Source organism: Pseudomonas atagonensis, assembly GCF_011369485.1.
GTDB lineage: Bacteria > Pseudomonadota > Gammaproteobacteria > Pseudomonadales > Pseudomonadaceae > Aquipseudomonas > Aquipseudomonas atagonensis.
Window position 1 is genome coordinate 177,650 of the sequence record NZ_VXCA01000044.1, and the last position, 17,195, is coordinate 194,844.

At 58.7% G+C, this 17,195-nt stretch carries 15 protein-coding genes; 7 read left to right on the plus strand and 8 right to left on the minus strand.

Annotation, left to right across the window (positions count from 1 at the left end):
* The first annotated feature begins 10 nt into the window (after positions 1-10).
* The 4 genes from F2P67_RS26390 to F2P67_RS26405 all read left to right on the plus strand — a co-directional run bounded on the left by F2P67_RS26390 (position 11) and on the right by F2P67_RS26405 (position 6,117).
* Complete coding sequence (locus F2P67_RS26390; RefSeq protein WP_166225862.1) at positions 11-1,129, plus strand: efflux RND transporter periplasmic adaptor subunit; 1,119 nt, start codon at positions 11-13, stop codon at positions 1,127-1,129.
* 3 nt (positions 1,130-1,132) lie between these two features.
* The gene (locus F2P67_RS26395) at positions 1,133-4,189 is read left to right on the plus strand and encodes an efflux RND transporter permease subunit (protein WP_166225865.1); all 3,057 of its coding nucleotides are present in this window, start codon (positions 1,133-1,135) and stop codon (positions 4,187-4,189) included.
* Positions 4,190-4,253: 64 nt separating this feature from the next.
* Positions 4,254-4,943 (plus strand): response regulator, encoded by a 690-nt coding sequence (locus F2P67_RS26400; protein ID WP_166225913.1) that lies wholly within the window; start codon positions 4,254-4,256, stop codon positions 4,941-4,943.
* Between the two features lie 52 nt (positions 4,944-4,995).
* Positions 4,996-6,117: a sensor histidine kinase gene (locus tag F2P67_RS26405; protein WP_246226562.1), complete on the plus strand. Its 1,122-nt coding sequence runs from the start codon at positions 4,996-4,998 to the stop codon at positions 6,115-6,117.
* A gap of 33 nt (positions 6,118-6,150) precedes the next feature.
* On the opposite strand, the gene F2P67_RS26410 is transcribed toward F2P67_RS26405, so the two are convergent.
* The 4 genes from F2P67_RS26410 to F2P67_RS26425 are packed head-to-tail and all read right to left on the minus strand — an operon-like array spanning position 6,151 to position 10,541.
* A complete protein-coding gene (locus F2P67_RS26410) occupies positions 6,151-7,314 on the minus strand; it encodes a DUF4350 domain-containing protein (RefSeq protein ID WP_166225871.1) in 1,164 nt (387 codons plus the stop codon).
* The gene (locus F2P67_RS26415) at positions 7,311-8,855 is read right to left on the minus strand and encodes a DUF4129 domain-containing protein (protein ID WP_166225874.1); all 1,545 of its coding nucleotides are present in this window, start codon (positions 8,853-8,855) and stop codon (positions 7,311-7,313) included. Before F2P67_RS26415 ends, F2P67_RS26410 begins: the two co-directional genes overlap by 4 nt.
* Positions 8,842-9,819, minus strand: coding sequence for a stage II sporulation protein M (locus F2P67_RS26420; protein ID WP_166225877.1), 978 nt, complete (start codon positions 9,817-9,819; stop codon positions 8,842-8,844). The genes F2P67_RS26415 and F2P67_RS26420 overlap by 14 nt, the downstream gene beginning before the upstream one ends.
* A complete protein-coding gene (locus tag F2P67_RS26425; RefSeq protein WP_166225880.1) occupies positions 9,816-10,541 on the minus strand; it encodes an RDD family protein in 726 nt (241 codons plus the stop codon). Before F2P67_RS26425 ends, F2P67_RS26420 begins: the two co-directional genes overlap by 4 nt.
* Positions 10,542-10,722: 181 nt before the next feature.
* On the opposite strand from F2P67_RS26425, the gene sbcB reads away from it, so the two are divergent.
* Positions 10,723-12,153, plus strand: a complete 1,431-nt coding sequence (sbcB, locus tag F2P67_RS26430) for an exodeoxyribonuclease I (RefSeq protein ID WP_166225883.1) — start codon at positions 10,723-10,725, stop codon at positions 12,151-12,153.
* A 98-nt stretch (positions 12,154-12,251) separates the two neighbouring features.
* Here sbcB and mvaT read toward each other — a convergent pair whose 3' ends face one another.
* Entirely contained in the window at positions 12,252-12,629 is a 378-nt protein-coding gene (gene mvaT / locus F2P67_RS26435) for a histone-like nucleoid-structuring protein MvaT (protein WP_108591331.1), read from the minus strand.
* Positions 12,630-12,967: 338 nt separating this feature from the next.
* On the opposite strand from mvaT, the gene purU reads away from it, so the two are divergent.
* Both purU and F2P67_RS26445 read left to right on the plus strand, forming a co-directional pair.
* Positions 12,968-13,816, plus strand: coding sequence for a formyltetrahydrofolate deformylase (purU, locus tag F2P67_RS26440; protein ID WP_166225886.1), 849 nt, complete (start codon positions 12,968-12,970; stop codon positions 13,814-13,816).
* Between the two features lie 86 nt (positions 13,817-13,902).
* Positions 13,903-14,097, plus strand: coding sequence for a hypothetical protein (locus F2P67_RS26445; protein ID WP_166225889.1), 195 nt, complete (start codon positions 13,903-13,905; stop codon positions 14,095-14,097).
* Here F2P67_RS26445 and gpgF read toward each other — a convergent pair.
* Genes gpgF through gpgS form a run of 3 tightly spaced genes read right to left on the minus strand, consistent with a single transcriptional unit; the run spans position 14,063 to position 16,948 of the window.
* Complete coding sequence (gpgF, locus tag F2P67_RS26450) at positions 14,063-15,061, minus strand: glucosaminyl phosphatidylglycerol flippase (protein WP_166225892.1); 999 nt, start codon at positions 15,059-15,061, stop codon at positions 14,063-14,065. The genes F2P67_RS26445 and gpgF overlap by 35 nt on opposite strands.
* Positions 15,058-15,834 (minus strand): N-acetylglucosaminyl phosphatidylglycerol deacetylase, encoded by a 777-nt coding sequence (gpgD, locus tag F2P67_RS26455; RefSeq protein WP_166225895.1) that lies wholly within the window; start codon positions 15,832-15,834, stop codon positions 15,058-15,060. The genes gpgF and gpgD overlap by 4 nt, the downstream gene beginning before the upstream one ends.
* The gene (gene gpgS, locus F2P67_RS26460; protein WP_178120961.1) at positions 15,827-16,948 is read right to left on the minus strand and encodes an N-acetylglucosaminyl phosphatidylglycerol synthase; all 1,122 of its coding nucleotides are present in this window, start codon (positions 16,946-16,948) and stop codon (positions 15,827-15,829) included. Before gpgS ends, gpgD begins: the two co-directional genes overlap by 8 nt.
* Positions 16,949-17,195: the final 247 nt, after the last annotated feature.

Sequence of the window (17,195 nt, forward strand, 5' to 3'; positions counted from 1 at the left end):
GGTAGTCAGCATGATTTTTCAGTTGTTTGGAAGCGGCAGCCGCCGGTTCGCGCCAGTCATCCTGCTGGCTACTTTTGCCCTCAGTGCATGCACGCGTGAGGATCAACCACGTCCTGAGGTTCTGCGCCCGGTAAAAGTTGAAACTGTCACCTTGCTACCGCCAACAGGCTTGCAAGTGATAGGTACAGTGCGCGCTCCAAAGCGGGCGGATCTCTCCTTTGAAGTCGGCGGGGCACTTGATCAGCTTTTTGTCAGACCCGGTCAGGAAGTACGTAAAGGCGCAGTACTGGCGCAATTGGATCGCGAGCCTGCCGAACTCAAGCTGATTCAAGCCAAAGCCAGGCTCCGGGCGCAAAAGGCGCTCGTGCTACAAATGCGACAACTGCTTGAGAGCAATAAGCGTTTGTTGGAAGACGGCTCGGTGCCCAGAAAAGATGTCGAGCAGGCCGAAGCCGGTTATCAATCGGCACTGGCTGCGCGAGATATTGAGGATTCTGCCGTGAAACAGGCTCAACGCGAATACGCGTTGACTCGCTTGACTGCCCCCTTCGATGGCCGTGTGGTGTCTCATGCGTATGAGCCACACACCCGGGTTTCTCCCGGCCAATCCGTTATCCAGATGATTTCTACCGGGCAACAGAATGTTGTCGCTGAAATTCCCGTCGATCATGCCACGCGCCTGGCCGTGGGAAGTGAGGTGCCAGGTGTCGAGGACCGTCAGCCCGGTGCAACGCTCAAACTGAAAGTGCACAGTATTTCTCCTGAGGCCAGGGGGGGCGTGATTCAGGAGGCTGAATTTGAAATCCTTTCGCAGCAACAAACGCGTCTGGTCGACGGAACCACAGTATCCATACAGCTTGCCGCCAGCGAAACCCCGGTGGTGACACTGCCTCAGCAGGCCTTCCGGTTTTCTTCCGAAGAGGACGGCGCCGAGGTCTTCGTGTACGACGCCGAAACTGCTCAAGTCAAGCGTCGCGAAGTTGAACTGGCCGGTATCGAGGGTTCTCGCCTGATTGTCCGTGCAGGTCTTGCTCAAGGTGAACAGGTGGTAGTTGCAGGCGCTGCGTTTCTCACGGATAGCCAAGTCGTCACATTGTTCAAACCGATCGTCAGTAGCGGTGCCGAGTGATCCATGAACCTTACACGAAGCGCCATTGCGTCGAGCCGTCTGACGTTCGCCGTTGCAGTCATGATTCTTGTGAGCGGCATCCTGAGCTTTCTCAATTTTTCGTCGCAGGAAGAACCGTCAATCACTGTCCGTGAAGCCATGGTCATGGCCTCTATGGACGGGTTGAGCGTTGACCAGACGGAGCGTTTGCTCGCGATTCCTCTGGAAACGAAGCTGCGTGAGTTACCAGAGATCAAGACAATCCAGTCAACCATTCGGTCGGGCAAGGTCTACACCCAGATCACTGCTTATGACAGCGTGGATAACCTCCCTGCGGTCTGGCAGCGGGTACGCAACAAGGTTAGCGAAACTGCTTCTGATTTTCCCGCAGGAGCGGATGCGCCGGTGGTTGACGATGAATACGGCAATGTGGCGGTAGCCACCATTGCTGTTACGGCCTCCGGGTTTACTACCCAAGAAATGCGCCAACCTATTGAAGCGTTGAGCAATCAACTGCGAAGTCTTGATGGCGTTGATCGCGTGTCGATAATTGGCTTGCCTGCGGAGCAGGTCTACATCGAGCTCAATAATCAACGCCTCTCCCAACTCGGCGTATCTCCTGGACAGATTGCCGATCAGCTGCGCAAGCGCAATGCGGTGGTTGCGGCGGGTGTCTCGATCGTAGGCGGCCAGAATGTCTCCATTCAGATCACGGGCACGCTGCAAGGGAGGGACGACATCAGTGAACTCCAGGTGTCTTTGCCCAGTGGCGGAACAATCGCGCTGGGAGAAGTGGCCAACATTCATTCCGGCCCTAAAGACTCACCGGACAGCGCAGCCATTTTCCAAGGGCAAGATGCCATCGTCTTGGCCATTTCGATGGCATCTGGCAAGAACATCGAAGCTTTTGGTGCCTCGCTTCGAGAGCGACTGGCGGAGCTTGAAAAAAGTCTGCCTGCCGGATTCGCTCTGCATGAAATCACATTTCAGGCCGATGTCGTTCACGACGCCATGAGTCGCATGAATCACGTGCTGCTGGAAACCATCGTCGCCGTCATGGCAGTGGTGGTTCTGTTCCTTGGCTGGCGTTCCGGAATGGTGGTCGGCGCGATTGTACCGCTGACGATTTTTGCAACGCTGATTGCTATGAGCTTCCTGGGTGTGCAGCTTCAGACTGTATCGATTGCCGCGATTATCCTGGCACTGGGGTTGCTGGTGGACAACGGTATCGTGATCGCTGAAGACATCGAACGTCGCCTGCATGCTGGCGAAGACCGGCGTCAGGCGTGCGAGGCGGCCGGGAGCACGCTCGCGCTTCCTTTGCTGACTTCTTCACTTGTAATCGTGTTGGCTTTTTCGCCGTTCTTCCTGGGCACGACAAGTACTAACGAGTATCTCCAGTCCCTGGCCATCGTGCTGGCATTGAACCTGTTGGGGTCCTGGCTTCTCAGTCTGACCGTGACGCCTCTACTGTGTTACTTGTTTGCCAGGGGGCCGGCTCAACTTAAAACAAATGAGCCGGGCGAAGAGTCAGCGTTCTACCGTACTTACAGGTCGCTCATTGGAACATTGCTCAATCACAAAACCTCTTTCATTGGCAGTATGGTCTTGTTACTGGGGCTGGCGACCGTCACGATCGTAAACGTGCCGTACGATTTTCTTCCGAAGTCTGACCGCAAACAGTTTCAGATCCCCCTCAGCCTTGAGCCCGGCACCGACTCGCGGAAAACGCTGCAGCGCGTGCGGGAAATCAGCCATTGGCTGGGCAAGCAACAGCAGATCACTCAGAGCATCGGCTACGTCGCAGACGGCGGTCCTCGCATTGTCCTGGGGCTCAATCCACCACAACCCGGTCCGGAAGTGGCTTACTTCACCGTGAGCGTTGGTAAGGATGCAGATCTGGACGAAGTCATCGAGGATGTAGGGGCGTATCTGCGATCACAGTACCCCGACATGCGAGCGCAGCCGCAACGGTTCTCGTTGGGTTCAACCGACACAGGGGTCGCAACCTACCGAATTTCAGGACCGGATGTTGAAGAACTACGCAAACTGGCCAATCAGGTCGCCGATGTGCTCAGGTCATTGCCAGGCACCGTGAACATCAAGGATGACTGGGGGCCGGGCATCTCACGGTTGGTGGTAAGAGTGGACCAGCAGAAAGCGCGGCTCAGTGGCATCAGCCGAGAAGACATCGCAACAGCGCTTCGGCTTCAGAACAGTGGCGTTCAGGCGTCTGTTGTGTATGACGGCTCGACCGCTGTTCCTGTGGTTTTCAAAACAGTGGCGCAAAGTTCCAGCGTCATCGATCTCGGGAGCACTTTGATCTATCCAGAGGGCAGGGGAAAACCTGTCCAGTTGTCGAGCATTGCACGAATTGACGTAGCGTTTGAGCCGGTGTTGATGATGCGCAGAGACAAGGTTCGCAGCATCACGGTCACTGGGAGCAACCCTGCTTTGACTGCGACATCTGTTGTAGAGGCGCTTGCGCCGAAAATGGCTGGATTGCAGCTTGCGGCGGGATATCGGATCGACCTGGGTGGCGAGATTGAAGATGCTGCCGACACAAACAATGCGTTGCTGATGTATTTGCCTCACGCATTCGTTGTAATGCTGTTGCTCTTTATCTGGCAGTTCAACTCGATACGCAAGCTCACCATCATCTTGCTCAGCGTTCCCTTCGCTCTGATCGGTGTGAGTCTGGCTTTGGTGATTACAGGTTATCCCTTCAGTTTCATGGCAACCTTTGGTGTACTTTCTCTGGCAGGGATCATCGTCAACAATGCCGTGCTTCTGCTTGAACGTATCGAGGTCGAACGCGAGGAAGGTCATTCGATCAAAGCCGCGACCGTCAACGCAGCGGTAAAACGTTTGCGGCCGATTGTCATGACCAAGTTGACTTGCATCATGGGTCTAGTACCGCTGCTGCTGTTTGGGGGGGCGCTGTGGGAGGGTATGGCCATCACGATGATTGGCGGTCTGGCCTTGGGCACATTGATCACTCTCGGATTGATTCCGGTGTTGTACGATTTGCTGTTCTCGACAATGCCTGAATGGATGCGTTCACGCCGGAGCAAAACCTGAATCAATAAGATAAACCTTGCCGCAGCAAATCAACGTTGCGGCGAGCAATACTCACGAGGCCTGTGTGACCAACAAATTGATTTTGATCGTTGAAGATGACGCCGACAGTGCGAGCATTCTCGAGGCCTACCTGAAGCGAGACTTATTTGACGTGGCCATTGCCGAAGATGGCCTCAAGGGAGTTGAGCTGCACCACCGGCTTAAGCCAGACCTGATTCTCCTCGACATGATGCTGCCATTTATGACTGGCTCCGAAGTGCTCAATATCGTGCGTAAACGCAGCAACACCCCGGTCATCATGGTCACCGCCATGGGCGATGAATCGGAAAAACTGGGTGCCTTGCGATACGGCGCGGATGATTATGTGGTCAAGCCATACAATCCCAAAGAAGTGGTCGCTCGGGTACACGCGGTTCTGCGCCGAACAGTGATCCACAACGAGACTGACGTGAGACTTCGCTTTGGCGCTCTGTGGCTAGATCGGAGCAGCAGGATGGTTGGTGTCTCTCAAGACGAAGGTTTGGGTGTTCTGATCGACTTGACTCCGACTGAGTTCAACTTGTTGTTGGTGCTGCTCAATGCACCACAAAAAGCATTTACCCGAGAAGAGTTGCTCGCACGCTGCCTGCCAGAAAGCGATGCTCTGTCCAGGGTTGTCGACACACACATCCACAATGTTCGTCGCAAACTAGAGGTTCACGGAGTCGCCGGCATACTGGTGACGGTTCGCTCGATCGGTTACCGATTCCAGTAAGGGGCACGAAATGAGAAGGCACGTCAGTCTTTGGCAGTGGGTCGGATGGCGCATGGGTTTGATTGCTGGCGGCGCGGTCGTTCTGATGTCGCTGGTCATGTGGTTTCGCTTCTTTATGTGGAATATCGAAATTCAGTCGAAGATTCCGACTGCAGCCAGGCTCGAGCTGGAACGACTGTTCGACAATCCAAAGGGGAATGAAGCCCAGCTTTGGTCGTACATGAGTACGTATTACCACTTCGATGACATTCTTCCAGGTATTACCGGAACTGACTGGTGGACGATCGCGCTTCTTCTATTAGCGTCGCTGCCAGTCATCGTCATGGTGGGTTTCTGGCTGCTTAGACCTCTATCCAGTCGGTTCATCGAAATTGCCCAGGCTGCGCAGAAAGTTGCGGGAGGTAATCTGGACGTAAAGCTCTCGATCATCGCGACGATGCCCCTTGAGGTTCAGCAACTCACCTCGGACTTCAACAGCATGACGCGTCGTTTGCAGCTGTACGAGCAAGAGGTGCAAGAGTCGAGCGCTGTTCTCACTCATGAGCTTCGCACACCGCTTAATGCCGCGATGGGTCGTGTCAGGGGGATGCTGGATGATGTGTTTCCTGCCAATCCTGAACAGCTGGGCCTGGTGCTGCATCAACTGGAACATCTCAACCTTTTAGTCGACGATCTTCTTCTGTTGTCGCTGGCACAAGCCGGTCAGCTTCCGCTTACGAAAACCACATTCACTGTGAAGAGTCTGCTGGAGGAGCGAATCGTCTGGTTCAGACCGCATCTCGCTGCGGCTGCAAGGGAGGTCTGTGTCGCACAGCTCCCATCCATGCCAATCCATTGCGATCGAAATCGTGTTGGCCAGGTGATCAACATTTTGTTGGACAACTACGTCCGATACGCCTCCGCCGCTGGGGACTTGGAGGTCGAGGGTAAAGCGGAACGAGGCGGTATCAAGCTCATTTTCAGCGATAGGGGCCCAGGCTTGTCTGAGAGTGAGCTGGAGAGAGTCTTTCAACGATTTTGGCGGCAAGAGCCTTCACGCGGTCGTCGCGCAGGTGGCAGCGGGTTGGGGTTATCCATTGCTCTCGCTATTTGTACAGCCCATGGCGGGTCGATAGCTGCCCATCGTCGAGAAGGCGGGGGCATAGTTTTCGAAGTTTATTTGCCTTACAGCTGACACGGTCAAACCTGATGCTTTCCACGTGTCGGATCATAACGCGTTCCTCAAGGTTTGCAGGTGGGCGACCTGACGGCAGAATTCAGCGCTGGACAAGCGCTGCTCCGGACGCGGGCTCAGGGCCTGGCTGATGGCGCGGGTGGGTTGCCGGGTCAGGCGCGACAGCAGCAGCCATTGCTCGGCAACGTTCAATTGATCGAATCCCGGATGGCGCCGACGGGCGCGGCGTAGCACATCATGTTGCAAGGCCTGCAGCAGCGCGTTCTGGCCGTTGTGACGGAGGATGAAATCGGCACTGGCACGCAGGTGTTCCTGCAATTGCCGGCGACCACTCGCTGCCGGTGCCTGCACGGGGCCATGGCGTACGCCGAAATGCCAGAAACCGAGCGCGATCAGGGCGAGCAGGGCAACAATGGCCTGTGGGAAGTGGCGCCAGAGCAGGGTGAGCAGGTTGTCGTGCTCGGTGTTGAAGATCAGCGTGACGTCGGTATCGGCACTCAGATACCAGAGCAGCCAGGCATTGTCGTGCTGAGCGATGGCGGCGTTTTTCCACAGGTCGGCATCGGTGACCACGGTGATTGAACCGAGGCTGTAAGGCAGCTGCATCATGTGCGTGGCCTTGCCGCTGTTGGCCCAGGCCTGGGCGAGATTCTGCGGGTCTTCCAGATGGAACGCGGTGTCGAAACCGGCATACGCCGGAGCGTCTTCATCTTCCAGATAGAGCTTGGTGAGGTTCGGATAAGGGTCTTCGCCGGCATCGTCCGGCGGTTCCTTGAGGTTTTTGCTCAAGGATTGGTGCAGTTGCACGCGATCGAGCAACAAGTCGTTACTCTGCTTCGACTGCTCATCCCACAGCGATTCCGCGACAAACACCAGGCGCCCGCCGGCCCGTGCCCAGTTCAGGACTTGATCGACCTGACGCGGGGTCATGTGCGCGCGGTCGCCGAACAGCAACAGTGTATGTCGGCGCGGATCGATGTCGGGCAGCACCGCGAGGCTCTCGGCGTGGCTGACATTGATGCCGCGTTGACGCAAAAACATCTCGGCAGCCAGATACGGGTTGGCTTGCGCGGCAGGCGAGGGGCCGTTATCGATCACTTGTTGGTAGGGCCGGGCCTCGCTGTAAAGAAACGCGCATAACGCCGCCAGCAGCGCAACGATCACTGCGCCGATCAGCCACTGGCTGCGCCGGCTCAACGTGCAGCTCCCTGACCGAACAGCGCACGCCAGCCATCGCACAACTGTTGTTGTATCTGCACCGCCGGCACGCGATGCCCGTAGGCCATGTTCTGCCAGTGCGCGGTCAGGTCGCAGCTGTAGTCCAGCAGCTCGGGGCGCTGCAATTGTTCGATGCGCGCCAGTACCTGTTGTTCGGTGTCGGCGGCTTTCAGGGGCAGGTCATGTTCGTGGAGCAAATGGCTGAGCAAGCCGCGATAGAGCAGCCCCAGCGCTGCACGGGGCTGGGTCGGCCAGAGTTGTTCGGCGCTGGCGGCGATGTCATCGGGCAGGGTTTCGCGATTCAGCTCCAGGCCAAAAGCTTGTTGCGGCAAAGCGCTTTTTATACGCGTCGGCAGACGCGGACGCCGACTGACGAAGGTTTGCAAAAACTCGCGATAGCGCCAGATCAGCCAGCCCAGCGCGGCGATCAACGTGCCCCACAAGAGCACTTCAATCACCTTGGCCAAGGCGTTGAAGCGCTGGCCGTCCAGCCAGCCGAGCAGGGTTTTCAACCAGTCTGGCGCCTTGCCTTGCGCGGCTTCGGCGGGCACTGCCGGGTCTTCGCCAAAGCGATAGCGGGTGACGGTCTGCTGGTTTTTAAACGGTGGTTGTTCAAGCAATGCCTTGATGCTGTCGTGGGAGGCCTGGCTGCTCAGCGGCTGGTGCAACAGGCGCGGCGCCTGCGGTGCGCTCGCCGCATCGGCGGCATACACCGGTTGCACACCGGGCAACAACAGACACACCGCCAGCAACACCGCGAGCGCGCTGCTGTTCAGGCGTTGGCGCAGGCGCCTGAACACCAGCTCGATGTCCCACGCTTCCAGCGTTGTGCGCCGGTTCAGATAAAGGCTGAAGCCACAGGCGACATAGACCGGTTCCCAGACCACCAGCACCAGCGCGTAAAAGGCATTGGTCAGGTGTTCCAGCCAGCGCCAGTCCTGATCGGCGGCAAGGATCAAGGATTGCCAGTCCCAATCCGTCTCGATCTGCTGCGGCAGCAACAGGTAGAACAACACCAGCAGACCGATCCACAGCGCCGTTTCCAGATGCACGCCGATCACGGTCAGCCATTGCGCGGCACCGGCATTGCGATGCAACAGCACTTGCAGGCGTTGTTGCCGTGCCGCTCCGTTCAAGCCTTCCAGTTGCACCACGGGCATCAGAAAACTGCGACTCAGGCTCAACCGGCGCCAGGTGAGACTGGCCAGCAGTTGCGGTTTGAGCAGGCGTGGCCATTCGCGCAAGGCCTGTTTCAGCGTCGGTGTTTCACCGAACAGGGCTTTGGACAGGATGTACAGCGGCAGGCGTTCGTAAGCCGGTTTCAACCACCAGAAAATAAACACCGCGAGCGACGGCGAATCCCAAAACACCAGACTGAGCAGGGCGAACAGCGGCAGGGTGACGATGGCCCAGCTGGTCATCAGCAAGCGCCGATGCTGCTGGCTCATGAGCACGCCCAGGTCCATGGCTTCCCAGGTGCTGCGCGGGCGGATCACCACCGTGGCGTCACTCAGGCGCATGGCGTGCCCTTCCGGCGAACAGCAAGTAACACGCGACCAAACCCCAGAGACCGGCGCCGACCAGGTATTTGGTGAGCGGGGCGACGCTGGTTTTTGACGACCAGTAAGCCTCGATGAAGGCCGCAATCAACAGGAACAGCATGACCCCGGCAATCAGCAGCACGCTTTTGCGCGCCGCACGTTTCAGTGCTTCGGCGCGGGTGAGGCGTCCCGGCGCGATCAACGCCCAGCCCAGCTCCAGACCCGCCGCACCGGCCAGGGCAATCGCCGTCAATTCGAACGCGCCGTGGGCAATCACGAATGACCAGAAGGTCTGGCCGAAACCGATTTCGGTGAGATGCCCGGCCACCGCGCCGATGATCAAACCGTTGTAGACCAGGAAAAACGCACTGCCCACGCCCATGAACAAACCGCTTGCGAAAGTCTGAAAGGCGATGCCGATGTTGTGCATCACGTAGTAGCCGAACATCACCCAGTCTTCGCTGGCCGCGCGTTCGGCGGTGCGCCCCAGGTGACCGGCGACCGGGTCGTACATGCCCTGCATTTCACGCACTTGCTCGGCCGGCATCAGGTTGTAGATCAGCTCGGGAAACGCATACACCAGCACCGCGACGCCGAGCAGGCTGGCGAAAAACAACAGGGCGGCGACTGCAACGAAGCGCCATTCGCTGCGCACCAGTCGTGGAAAATCGGCGAGGACGAAGCTCAACAGGTTGGCCCCCAATCGACTGCGATGCCGGTAAAGCTGTTGATGACCACGCAGCACTTGTTGCTGCAACGAGTCGATGAGGAAACTGCTGTAACCGCGCTCCTGCGCCAGCGCGAGGTGCTGGCAGAGGCGGCGATAAGCCTTGGGGAATCCGGCCACCTGCGAAGTTTCCTTGCCGCGTTCCAGGCGTTCGAGCGCGAGGGCGAAGCGCTCCCATTCGGCCTTGTGATGCGTTTCAAAAAGGCTCTGCTTCATGTCGGCCCCAACAAGCCGCGAGCGATGCCGTTGAGTTCACCGACGGCTTTCGGCGCAGAGATGTGCAGCGGTTGGGCAAGCAGCGCAGCCAGTTCGTTGACCCGTGCCGGCGACAATTCAGCCTGGCGTTCGGCGAACCCGAGCAGGGCGCGTTGTTCAATCAGTGTGAGAGGAACCGGCGCATGACGCGGCTCGGCGGCAGGCAGTTGCGGGCGGCTCAGCGGTCGTTCGCTGTAGACCACCAGCGTGCCGGCGGCGAGGTCGCCGAGGCGTTTGAAGGTCGGGTGTTGCAGGCAACTGATCGCGCCGAGGAAGTAGCCGAACGGCAGCAGATCGACGAAGCGCAGCAAGTTACGCAACAGCGAGGCCGACCAGCCGACCGGCGTGCCGTCATCGTGCACCACTCGCAGGCCCATCCACTGTTTGCCCGGCGAGCGGCCCTGACGCAGCACTTCGAACAGCACCATGTACCACCAGCTCACCGCAAACAGCAGCAGGGAACCCAAGCCCATGCCGAGCCGGCCGAGAAACGCCAGAACAATAAACAGCACGCCAAGGATCAGGCCGCGAATGCCCAGATCGATACTGAAAGCGATTGCACGCACCATCAGACCGGCCGGGCGCAACGGCAGGTCGATGCCTTCCGGCGTTTCGACCTGATGCCGCGTATCCAGCGGCGGGGCCAGCGGTGCTTTCCTTGGCGGTGCTGTGTGCTCGAGCATGGGCTACCTGATGTTCGCCTGTTCGGGGTGCAAGTGCGTCCGATGCTAGCAGCCTCTCGGGGGAAAACGACATAACTATGTAATGCCCACGGTTAAACGAACTGTGCCTGAATAATGCCGCGCTGGCCGCGACCGCCGTCGAACGCCTAGACTTCGTCGATCTTCAGTTCAGGAACCGCCCGTGACTTCCATTTTCTGGTACGACTACGAAACCACCGGCATCAATCCGCGCAACGACCGCCCGCTGCAAGTGGCGGGCATACGCACCGATTTTGAACTCAACGAAGTCGATGCGCCGGTCAATCTCTACTGCCAGCCCAGTGACGACATCCTGCCGCACCCGGCGGCCTGCGCGATCACCGGCATCACCCCGAGCCAGCTCGCCGAAAAAGGTTTGAGCGAAGCCGATTTCATGACCCGGGTGCACGCCCAATTGGCCGCGCCCGGGACGTGCGGCGCGGGCTACAACACCTTGCGTTTCGACGACGAAATGACCCGTTACAGCCTTTACCGGAATTTCTTCGACCCGTACGCCCGCGAATGGCAGGGCGGCAACAGTCGCTGGGATTTGATCGATGTCGTGCGCGCCGCTTACGCGTTGCGGCCTGATGGCCTGCAGTGGCCGACCGACGACGAGGGCAAGGTGACCCTCAAGCTCGAGCGCCTGACCGCCGCCAACGGCATCGATCATGGCAATGCCCACGAAGCGCTGTCGGACGTGCGCGCGACCATCGCTCTGGCGCGGCTGATTCGTGAAAAACAACCGAAACTCTACGACTGGCTGTTTCAACTGCGCAGCAAACAGAAAGTCATGGATCAGATTCGTCTGTTGCAGCCGCTGGTGCATATTTCCGGACGCTTTTCAGCGGCGCGACATTTTGTCGGTGTGGTGCTGCCGCTGGCCTGGCATCCGCGCAATCGCAATGCGTTGATCGTCTGCGACCTGCACCTCGATCCGCAGGGCTTGCTCGATCACGACGCCGAAGCCCTGCGCCAGCGCCTGTACACCCGACGCGACGAGTTGGCCGAGGGTGAGCTGCCGGTGCCGCTCAAACTGATTCACATCAACCGTTGCCCGGTGGTTGCACCGTTGTCGGTATTGCGTGCCGACGATCAGCAGCGCCTGGGGCTGGACATGGCGCTGTATCAGGCGCGAGCGCTGCGGCTAAGTGACGCAGAACAAGTTTGGAAAGATAAAGTTGCGGCGATTTATGCCCGCGAAGATTTCACCCCCAGCGAAGATCCCGAACAGCAGTTGTACGATGGATTTATCGGTGATCGCGACCGGCGTTTATGTGAGCAAGTGAGAGCGGCGGATCCGGAGCAATTAGCGCAGGAACAATGGCCGTTCGATGATGAACGTTTGCCGCAATTACTCTTTCGATATCGCGCACGCAACTTTCCCGACACGCTCAGTGTGGAGGAGCAAGAATGCTGGAAAGTATTTTGTCAGCAGCGTTTGTCCGCTCCGGAATGGGGGGCGCCTAATACCCTCGAATCTTTTGCAGAGGCCGCCGGGCAATGGGCGTTAACAGCAACGCCGATGCAGAGTGAGGTGCTCAATGAATGGAAGAATTATGTCCAGGCATTGCGCAAACGTTTGAATCTTTGAAATCGAACATGCCGGGATTAAATCCCGCGCATAAAAAACGCCAGCAAATGCTGGCGTTATTTTTTGTCGCAGAATCGGTCTGTGACAGGCGTTGCGGCTTAGCCCAGCAGGGTAGCCCAGCCTTCAACCACGTCACCGCCCCACTTGGCTTTCCACTCTTTCAGAGTTTTGTGGTTGCCACCTTTGGTTTCGATGACTTCGCCGTTGTGCGGGTTTTTGTATTGTTTAACTTTGCGGGCACGCTTGGTGCCAGTAGTTTTTACTGCGCCGCCACGAGTGGCTTTGGTTTTCGATTCCGGATCCAGCAGCGCGATGATGTCGCGCAGGGATTTGGAATATTCGCCCATCAGGGTGCGCAGTTTGCCTTCGAATTCCAGCTCGGCTTGCAGTTTGTCGTCTTGCGACAGGTTCTTCAAACGCGCTTGCAGCTCTTTGATAGCTTCTTCGGTGGCACGATATTCGTTGATCAAGGACATGATAACTACCTTATGTGTGGGGCTTTTGAATGGCAGGGACAGTGGCGCAATAATAGTCAGGCTGTTTCATCAAGTAAACATTTAACCGGTCTTTTTATTTAAATTAGTTACGTGAAACAGCCATAAATTGAATGTTCAGTTAAATAGTGTGATGCAGTCTTCACCGATATTCACAATCATCTGCCAGTCAAGGCCACTATGGCGCCATCGGTCTGGCGCAAAGCACCGTCAAAAAGCCGTGGATCGCGCAATTGCGCGGCGGATGGACATCAATACTGCAGATTGCGCACACAATCGCTAGAATGGCGGCCTTTGCGAAGTTCTGGAGTTTCCCCCTCATGCGCACCTTTCGGTTGGTGATTTCTTGCCCTGACCGCGTTGGCATTGTTGCCAAAGTCAGTAACTTTCTGGCGTCCCATAACGGCTGGATCACCGAAGCGAGCCATCACTCGGACAATCAGGTCGGCTGGTTCTTCATGCGTCACGAAATTCGTGCCGACTCGCTGCCGTTCGGAATTGAAGTGCTGCGCGAGAAGTTTGCGCCGATTGCCGAAGAGTTCTCGATGGACTGGCGCATCACCGACACCGAGCAGAAAAAACGCGTGGTGCTGATGGCGAGCCGCGAGTCCCACTGCCTGGCCGACTTGTTGCACCGCTGGCACAGCGATGAGCTGGACTGCGAAATCTCCTGCGTGATTTCCAACCACGACGACCTGCGCAGCATGGTCGAGTGGCATGGCATTCCTTATTACCACGTCCCGGTCAATCCGCAGGACAAGCAACCGGCCTTCGACGAAGTGTCGCGTCTGGTCAAGCATCACGATGCCGAAGTGGTGGTGCTGGCGCGTTACATGCAGATCCTGCCACCGGACATGTGCCGCGAATACGCACACAAGGTCATCAACATTCACCACAGCTTCCTGCCGTCGTTCGTCGGTGCCAAGCCGTACCATCAAGCGTCGCTGCGCGGCGTGAAACTGATTGGCGCGACTTGCCACTACGTGACCGAAGAGCTGGACGCCGGCCCGATCATCGAGCAGGACGTGGTGCGTGTCAGCCACAGCGACAGCATCGAAGACATGGTGCGTTTCGGCCGTGACGTCGAGAAGATGGTGCTGGCCCGTGGTCTGCGTTATCACCTGGAAGATCGCGTGCTGGTGCACGGCAACAAGACCGTGGTGTTCTGATCGAACCCTCGCACGCTTGAAAATCGAAGGGCCTGGGCGTTCAATCGCTCCAGGCTCTTCGCCGTTTCAGACCTGAGGAAAAGCCCATGAGCGACCCACTCGACAAAGCCACTTCCAAAGCGCCCGCCACCCTGGGTGAAGGTTGCCTCAGTCGCTACGATCCCGAGGAAATGAGCCCCGAGGACGGCACCGAATTCCCCGGCGCCGCCGAGTTGTGGCAGCAGATCAAGGAAGAGCAGGACGATGCTAAGACGCCTGACGCACCTTCATCAGCTTCTTGAGCAACGGCCGCCCGAGCATCAGCACAAACACCGGGCCGCCGACAAGCAAGTAGAAATAGAACGTCACCACCCGCCAGATCAGAATTGCCGCCGCTGCAGTGGATTTGCCGACCATAGGTGCCAGCAGCGCTGCCGAGGTCAGTTCCGCCGCGCCGGCGCCGCCCGGTAACAGGCTGAATTGCCCGGCGCCCAGCGAGAGCATCTGCACCAGAAAACTCCACGCCCACTGCAACTCCGCGCCCAGTCCGCGCAACGCCAGATACAGCACGCTGTAGCGCAGCAGCCAATGTACGCAGGTCAGGGCGAAGACTGTGCAGAGGGTCTGCCAGGGCAACTTCAGGGTGTCGGTGAACGCGGCGAGAAAGTGCAGAAGTTTGCGTGCCCAGCGCCGACGAGTGCTGCCTCTGATATTCATCGCGGCGAGTAAACGCCCGCTCAAGCGAATCAGCGCGCGGTGATAACGCGCCACCAGCACGCAACTGAACAAGCCGCCGAACAATGAAATGGCGCTGACGCTCAGCAGCCATTCCATGCGATCGCTCACGTGCTGGAACAGCGCGTAAATCAGGATTCCACTCAGCGCGCAGAGGAAAAACAACAGGTCGCTCAACTGATCCATGGCAAACACCGCGCTGCCCCTGGCCGGGCGTACGCCGTTGCGTGCGAGCAGGGCCATGATCGTCAGCGGCCCGCCACTGCCACCGGGTGTGGCGCAGTAGGCGAATTCGGCGGCCATGACCACGCCGAGGCTTTTCACCGGCGTCACTCGATCGCGCTGGTCGCCCAATAACAGGCGCAACCGCAAAGTGTTGATGCCCCAGCAAAGCAGGATCATGCCGAACATGATCACCAGCCATTGCAGCGGAAAACTCTGCAGGCGCGACCACGTTTCGCTGCCGCCCAGCACCACGGGAATCAGCACCGCCGCGAGCAGGCCGATCAATAACAGAATGCCGCGACTCATGCGGCGCGTTCCCCTTGACCGCGCTGTTGAGTCAGCCAGTTGATTTTGGTCATCGGTGTACGTCCATCTGCCAGCAGTCGTTCAAGGGTAGTCATCCAGTAATCACGGGAAAAGCCGTGGCGCATGTCCACGGGGTGCAAGCCTAGACGAAGCACCGGCGCCTGCCTCCAGCGCTGCTCGCGGTGATCGCTGAGCAGTTTCGACAGGCCTCGGCGCAAGGGGCTGCGTGCGCTCCAGACCAGACCCGGGGCGTCGATACGGGTGAAGTCCGGCAAGTGATAAAAATGTCGGGGATCGCTGGTGTAGCTCAAGGGCAGTTCACGCAATGCCTGACGCGTGCCGTCACTCATCAACCATGCCGGGGCGACGAAACCGTGCAGCGGCCAATCGTGATGCCGAAACACCTCGATGCCGGCACGCAGGCGCGACAGGGCGACGGCGAAGGGCAGTTCATAAAACTCACCTTCGTGGGTGTAAACCCGGCGCATGAACCAGTCTCGGGGCGTAGTCGGGGGTGATCTGTCATCGCGGTGGAAAAAACCGTGCAAGGCCAGTTCATCGCCGCGAGCGACCCGTTCGCTGAGTATCCGACAAAACTGCGGATAGGCGTCGAGGGCGTCGTGTCGATGAAAGTCCGGCACCACCAGCCAGGTCATGGGGATGTTGCCCAGCCTATCGACGGCTTCGACGAAGGGGCGATAGTCGGCCCACGTCGAGGGCGCGACATCGTGCAGCACCAGCAGGATTGCGGGACGCGCGCAGGTTTCAGCCATTGGCCACTCTCGGAGTCGAATCGCCGAGGACGGCGTGATAGTGGCCGAGCAGGCTGTCGACCACCGCATCCCAAGCGTAATGCCGTTCGACGTATTGGCGCGCCTGTTGGCCGAGGACGTGGCTGCCGCGACTGAACAACTCACGCACGGCATTGGCCATCGCCTGCGGATTGTCCGGCGCACAGAGCAGGCCGCAGCGTTCGTTGACGATTTCGCTGAACGCACCCGCCGCCACCGCGACCACAGGAATCGCGCAGGCCATCGCCTCAAGGATCACCAGGCCGAAGGTTTCCTGATCACCGGCATGCACCAGCGCATCGGCGCTGGCCATCAGGCGCGCGACGGTGCTCGCCTTGCAGAACTCGTCGATGACGCTGACGTTGTCCGGCACCACGGCGGGCATCGCCGAGCCGACCAGCAGCAGGTGATAACGCGGCCCCAAACGCTGCATGCATTTGAGCAGCACCGGCAGGTTCTTCTCTTTCGAGCCGCGCCCGGCGAACACCAGCAGGCGCGTGTCTTCGTCGATGCCCAGTTCGGCGCGCAGGCCCGGATCCCGGGCGTCGGGGTGGAATGTCTGCAGATCGACACCCAGCGGCTGCACGAAGACGTTGCGCACACCCAGACCGCGCAGCTTGTCAGCCATCACCTGACTCGGCGCCAGCACCCGGTCGAAGTTGCCGTAGAGTTTGCTGACATAGGCCTCGACGTTCGGCGTGACCCAGTGGCCCATGCGATTGCTGACCAGTAGCGGCAAGTCGGAATGGTAAAAGCCGATGACCGGCACATCCAGTTGCCGCCGGGCATCCAGCGCGGCCCACGCGGTGAGGTAGGGATCGCCGACCTCGATCAGATCCGGTTGTAAATCCTGCAAGACGTTGCGCCAGGGCGCCAGACGCACGGGGAATCGGTATCCCTTGCCGAAGGGCAGGGCGGGAGCGGGAACCGTGTATACGCCGTCATGCTCACCGAAATGCGCGCCGGGGATCAGCAGGCTGTGACGAATCCCGGGCCTGACGCCCAACCGACGGTGTTTGGCATCCAGATACGTCCGCACGCCACCACTGGCCGGGGCGTAGAACATGGTGAGGTCGGCGATGTGCACGATGAACATCCCTCCGCTGCGTGGGTCTCCCTTGGTTGACCTTTATCAAGAATAGATGTTCGGTCGGGATTTCGCGGTAGGGGGCGGCAGGGGGATTTGTGGTGGGGGTGAGGGCGTCAGGCCCTCACCCTAACCCTCTCCCAGAGGGAGAGGGGACTGATCGAGTTGTTTTTTCGAGTTACGCCGCCCTGAAATACCGAGCCGAACTCAGTTTTGAAAGGCTTGAAGATCGGCTCCCTTTCCCCTCGTCCCCTTT

Excerpts from the sequence above, each read along its gene's own strand:
- F2P67_RS26390 (WP_166225862.1), top strand. The coding sequence starts at position 11 with ATGATTTTTCAGTTGTTTGGAAGCGGCAGCCGCCGGTTCGCGCCAGTC.
- F2P67_RS26395 (WP_166225865.1), top strand. The coding sequence starts at position 1,133 with ATGAACCTTACACGAAGCGCCATTGCGTCGAGCCGTCTGACGTTCGCC.
- F2P67_RS26405 (WP_246226562.1), top strand. The coding sequence starts at position 4,996 with ATGGGTTTGATTGCTGGCGGCGCGGTCGTTCTGATGTCGCTGGTCATG.
- F2P67_RS26415 (WP_166225874.1), bottom strand. The coding sequence starts at position 8,855 with ATGCGCCTGAGTGACGCCACGGTGGTGATCCGCCCGCGCAGCACCTGG.
- F2P67_RS26420 (WP_166225877.1), bottom strand. The coding sequence starts at position 9,819 with ATGAAGCAGAGCCTTTTTGAAACGCATCACAAGGCCGAATGGGAGCGC.
- F2P67_RS26425 (WP_166225880.1), bottom strand. The coding sequence starts at position 10,541 with ATGCTCGAGCACACAGCACCGCCAAGGAAAGCACCGCTGGCCCCGCCG.
- mvaT (WP_108591331.1), bottom strand. The coding sequence starts at position 12,629 with ATGTCCTTGATCAACGAATATCGTGCCACCGAAGAAGCTATCAAAGAG.
- purU (WP_166225886.1), top strand. The coding sequence starts at position 12,968 with ATGCGCACCTTTCGGTTGGTGATTTCTTGCCCTGACCGCGTTGGCATT.
- F2P67_RS26445 (WP_166225889.1), top strand. The coding sequence starts at position 13,903 with ATGAGCGACCCACTCGACAAAGCCACTTCCAAAGCGCCCGCCACCCTG.
- gpgF (WP_166225892.1), bottom strand. The coding sequence starts at position 15,061 with ATGAGTCGCGGCATTCTGTTATTGATCGGCCTGCTCGCGGCGGTGCTG.
- gpgD (WP_166225895.1), bottom strand. The coding sequence starts at position 15,834 with ATGGCTGAAACCTGCGCGCGTCCCGCAATCCTGCTGGTGCTGCACGAT.
- gpgS (WP_178120961.1), bottom strand. The coding sequence starts at position 16,948 with ATGTTCATCGTGCACATCGCCGACCTCACCATGTTCTACGCCCCGGCC.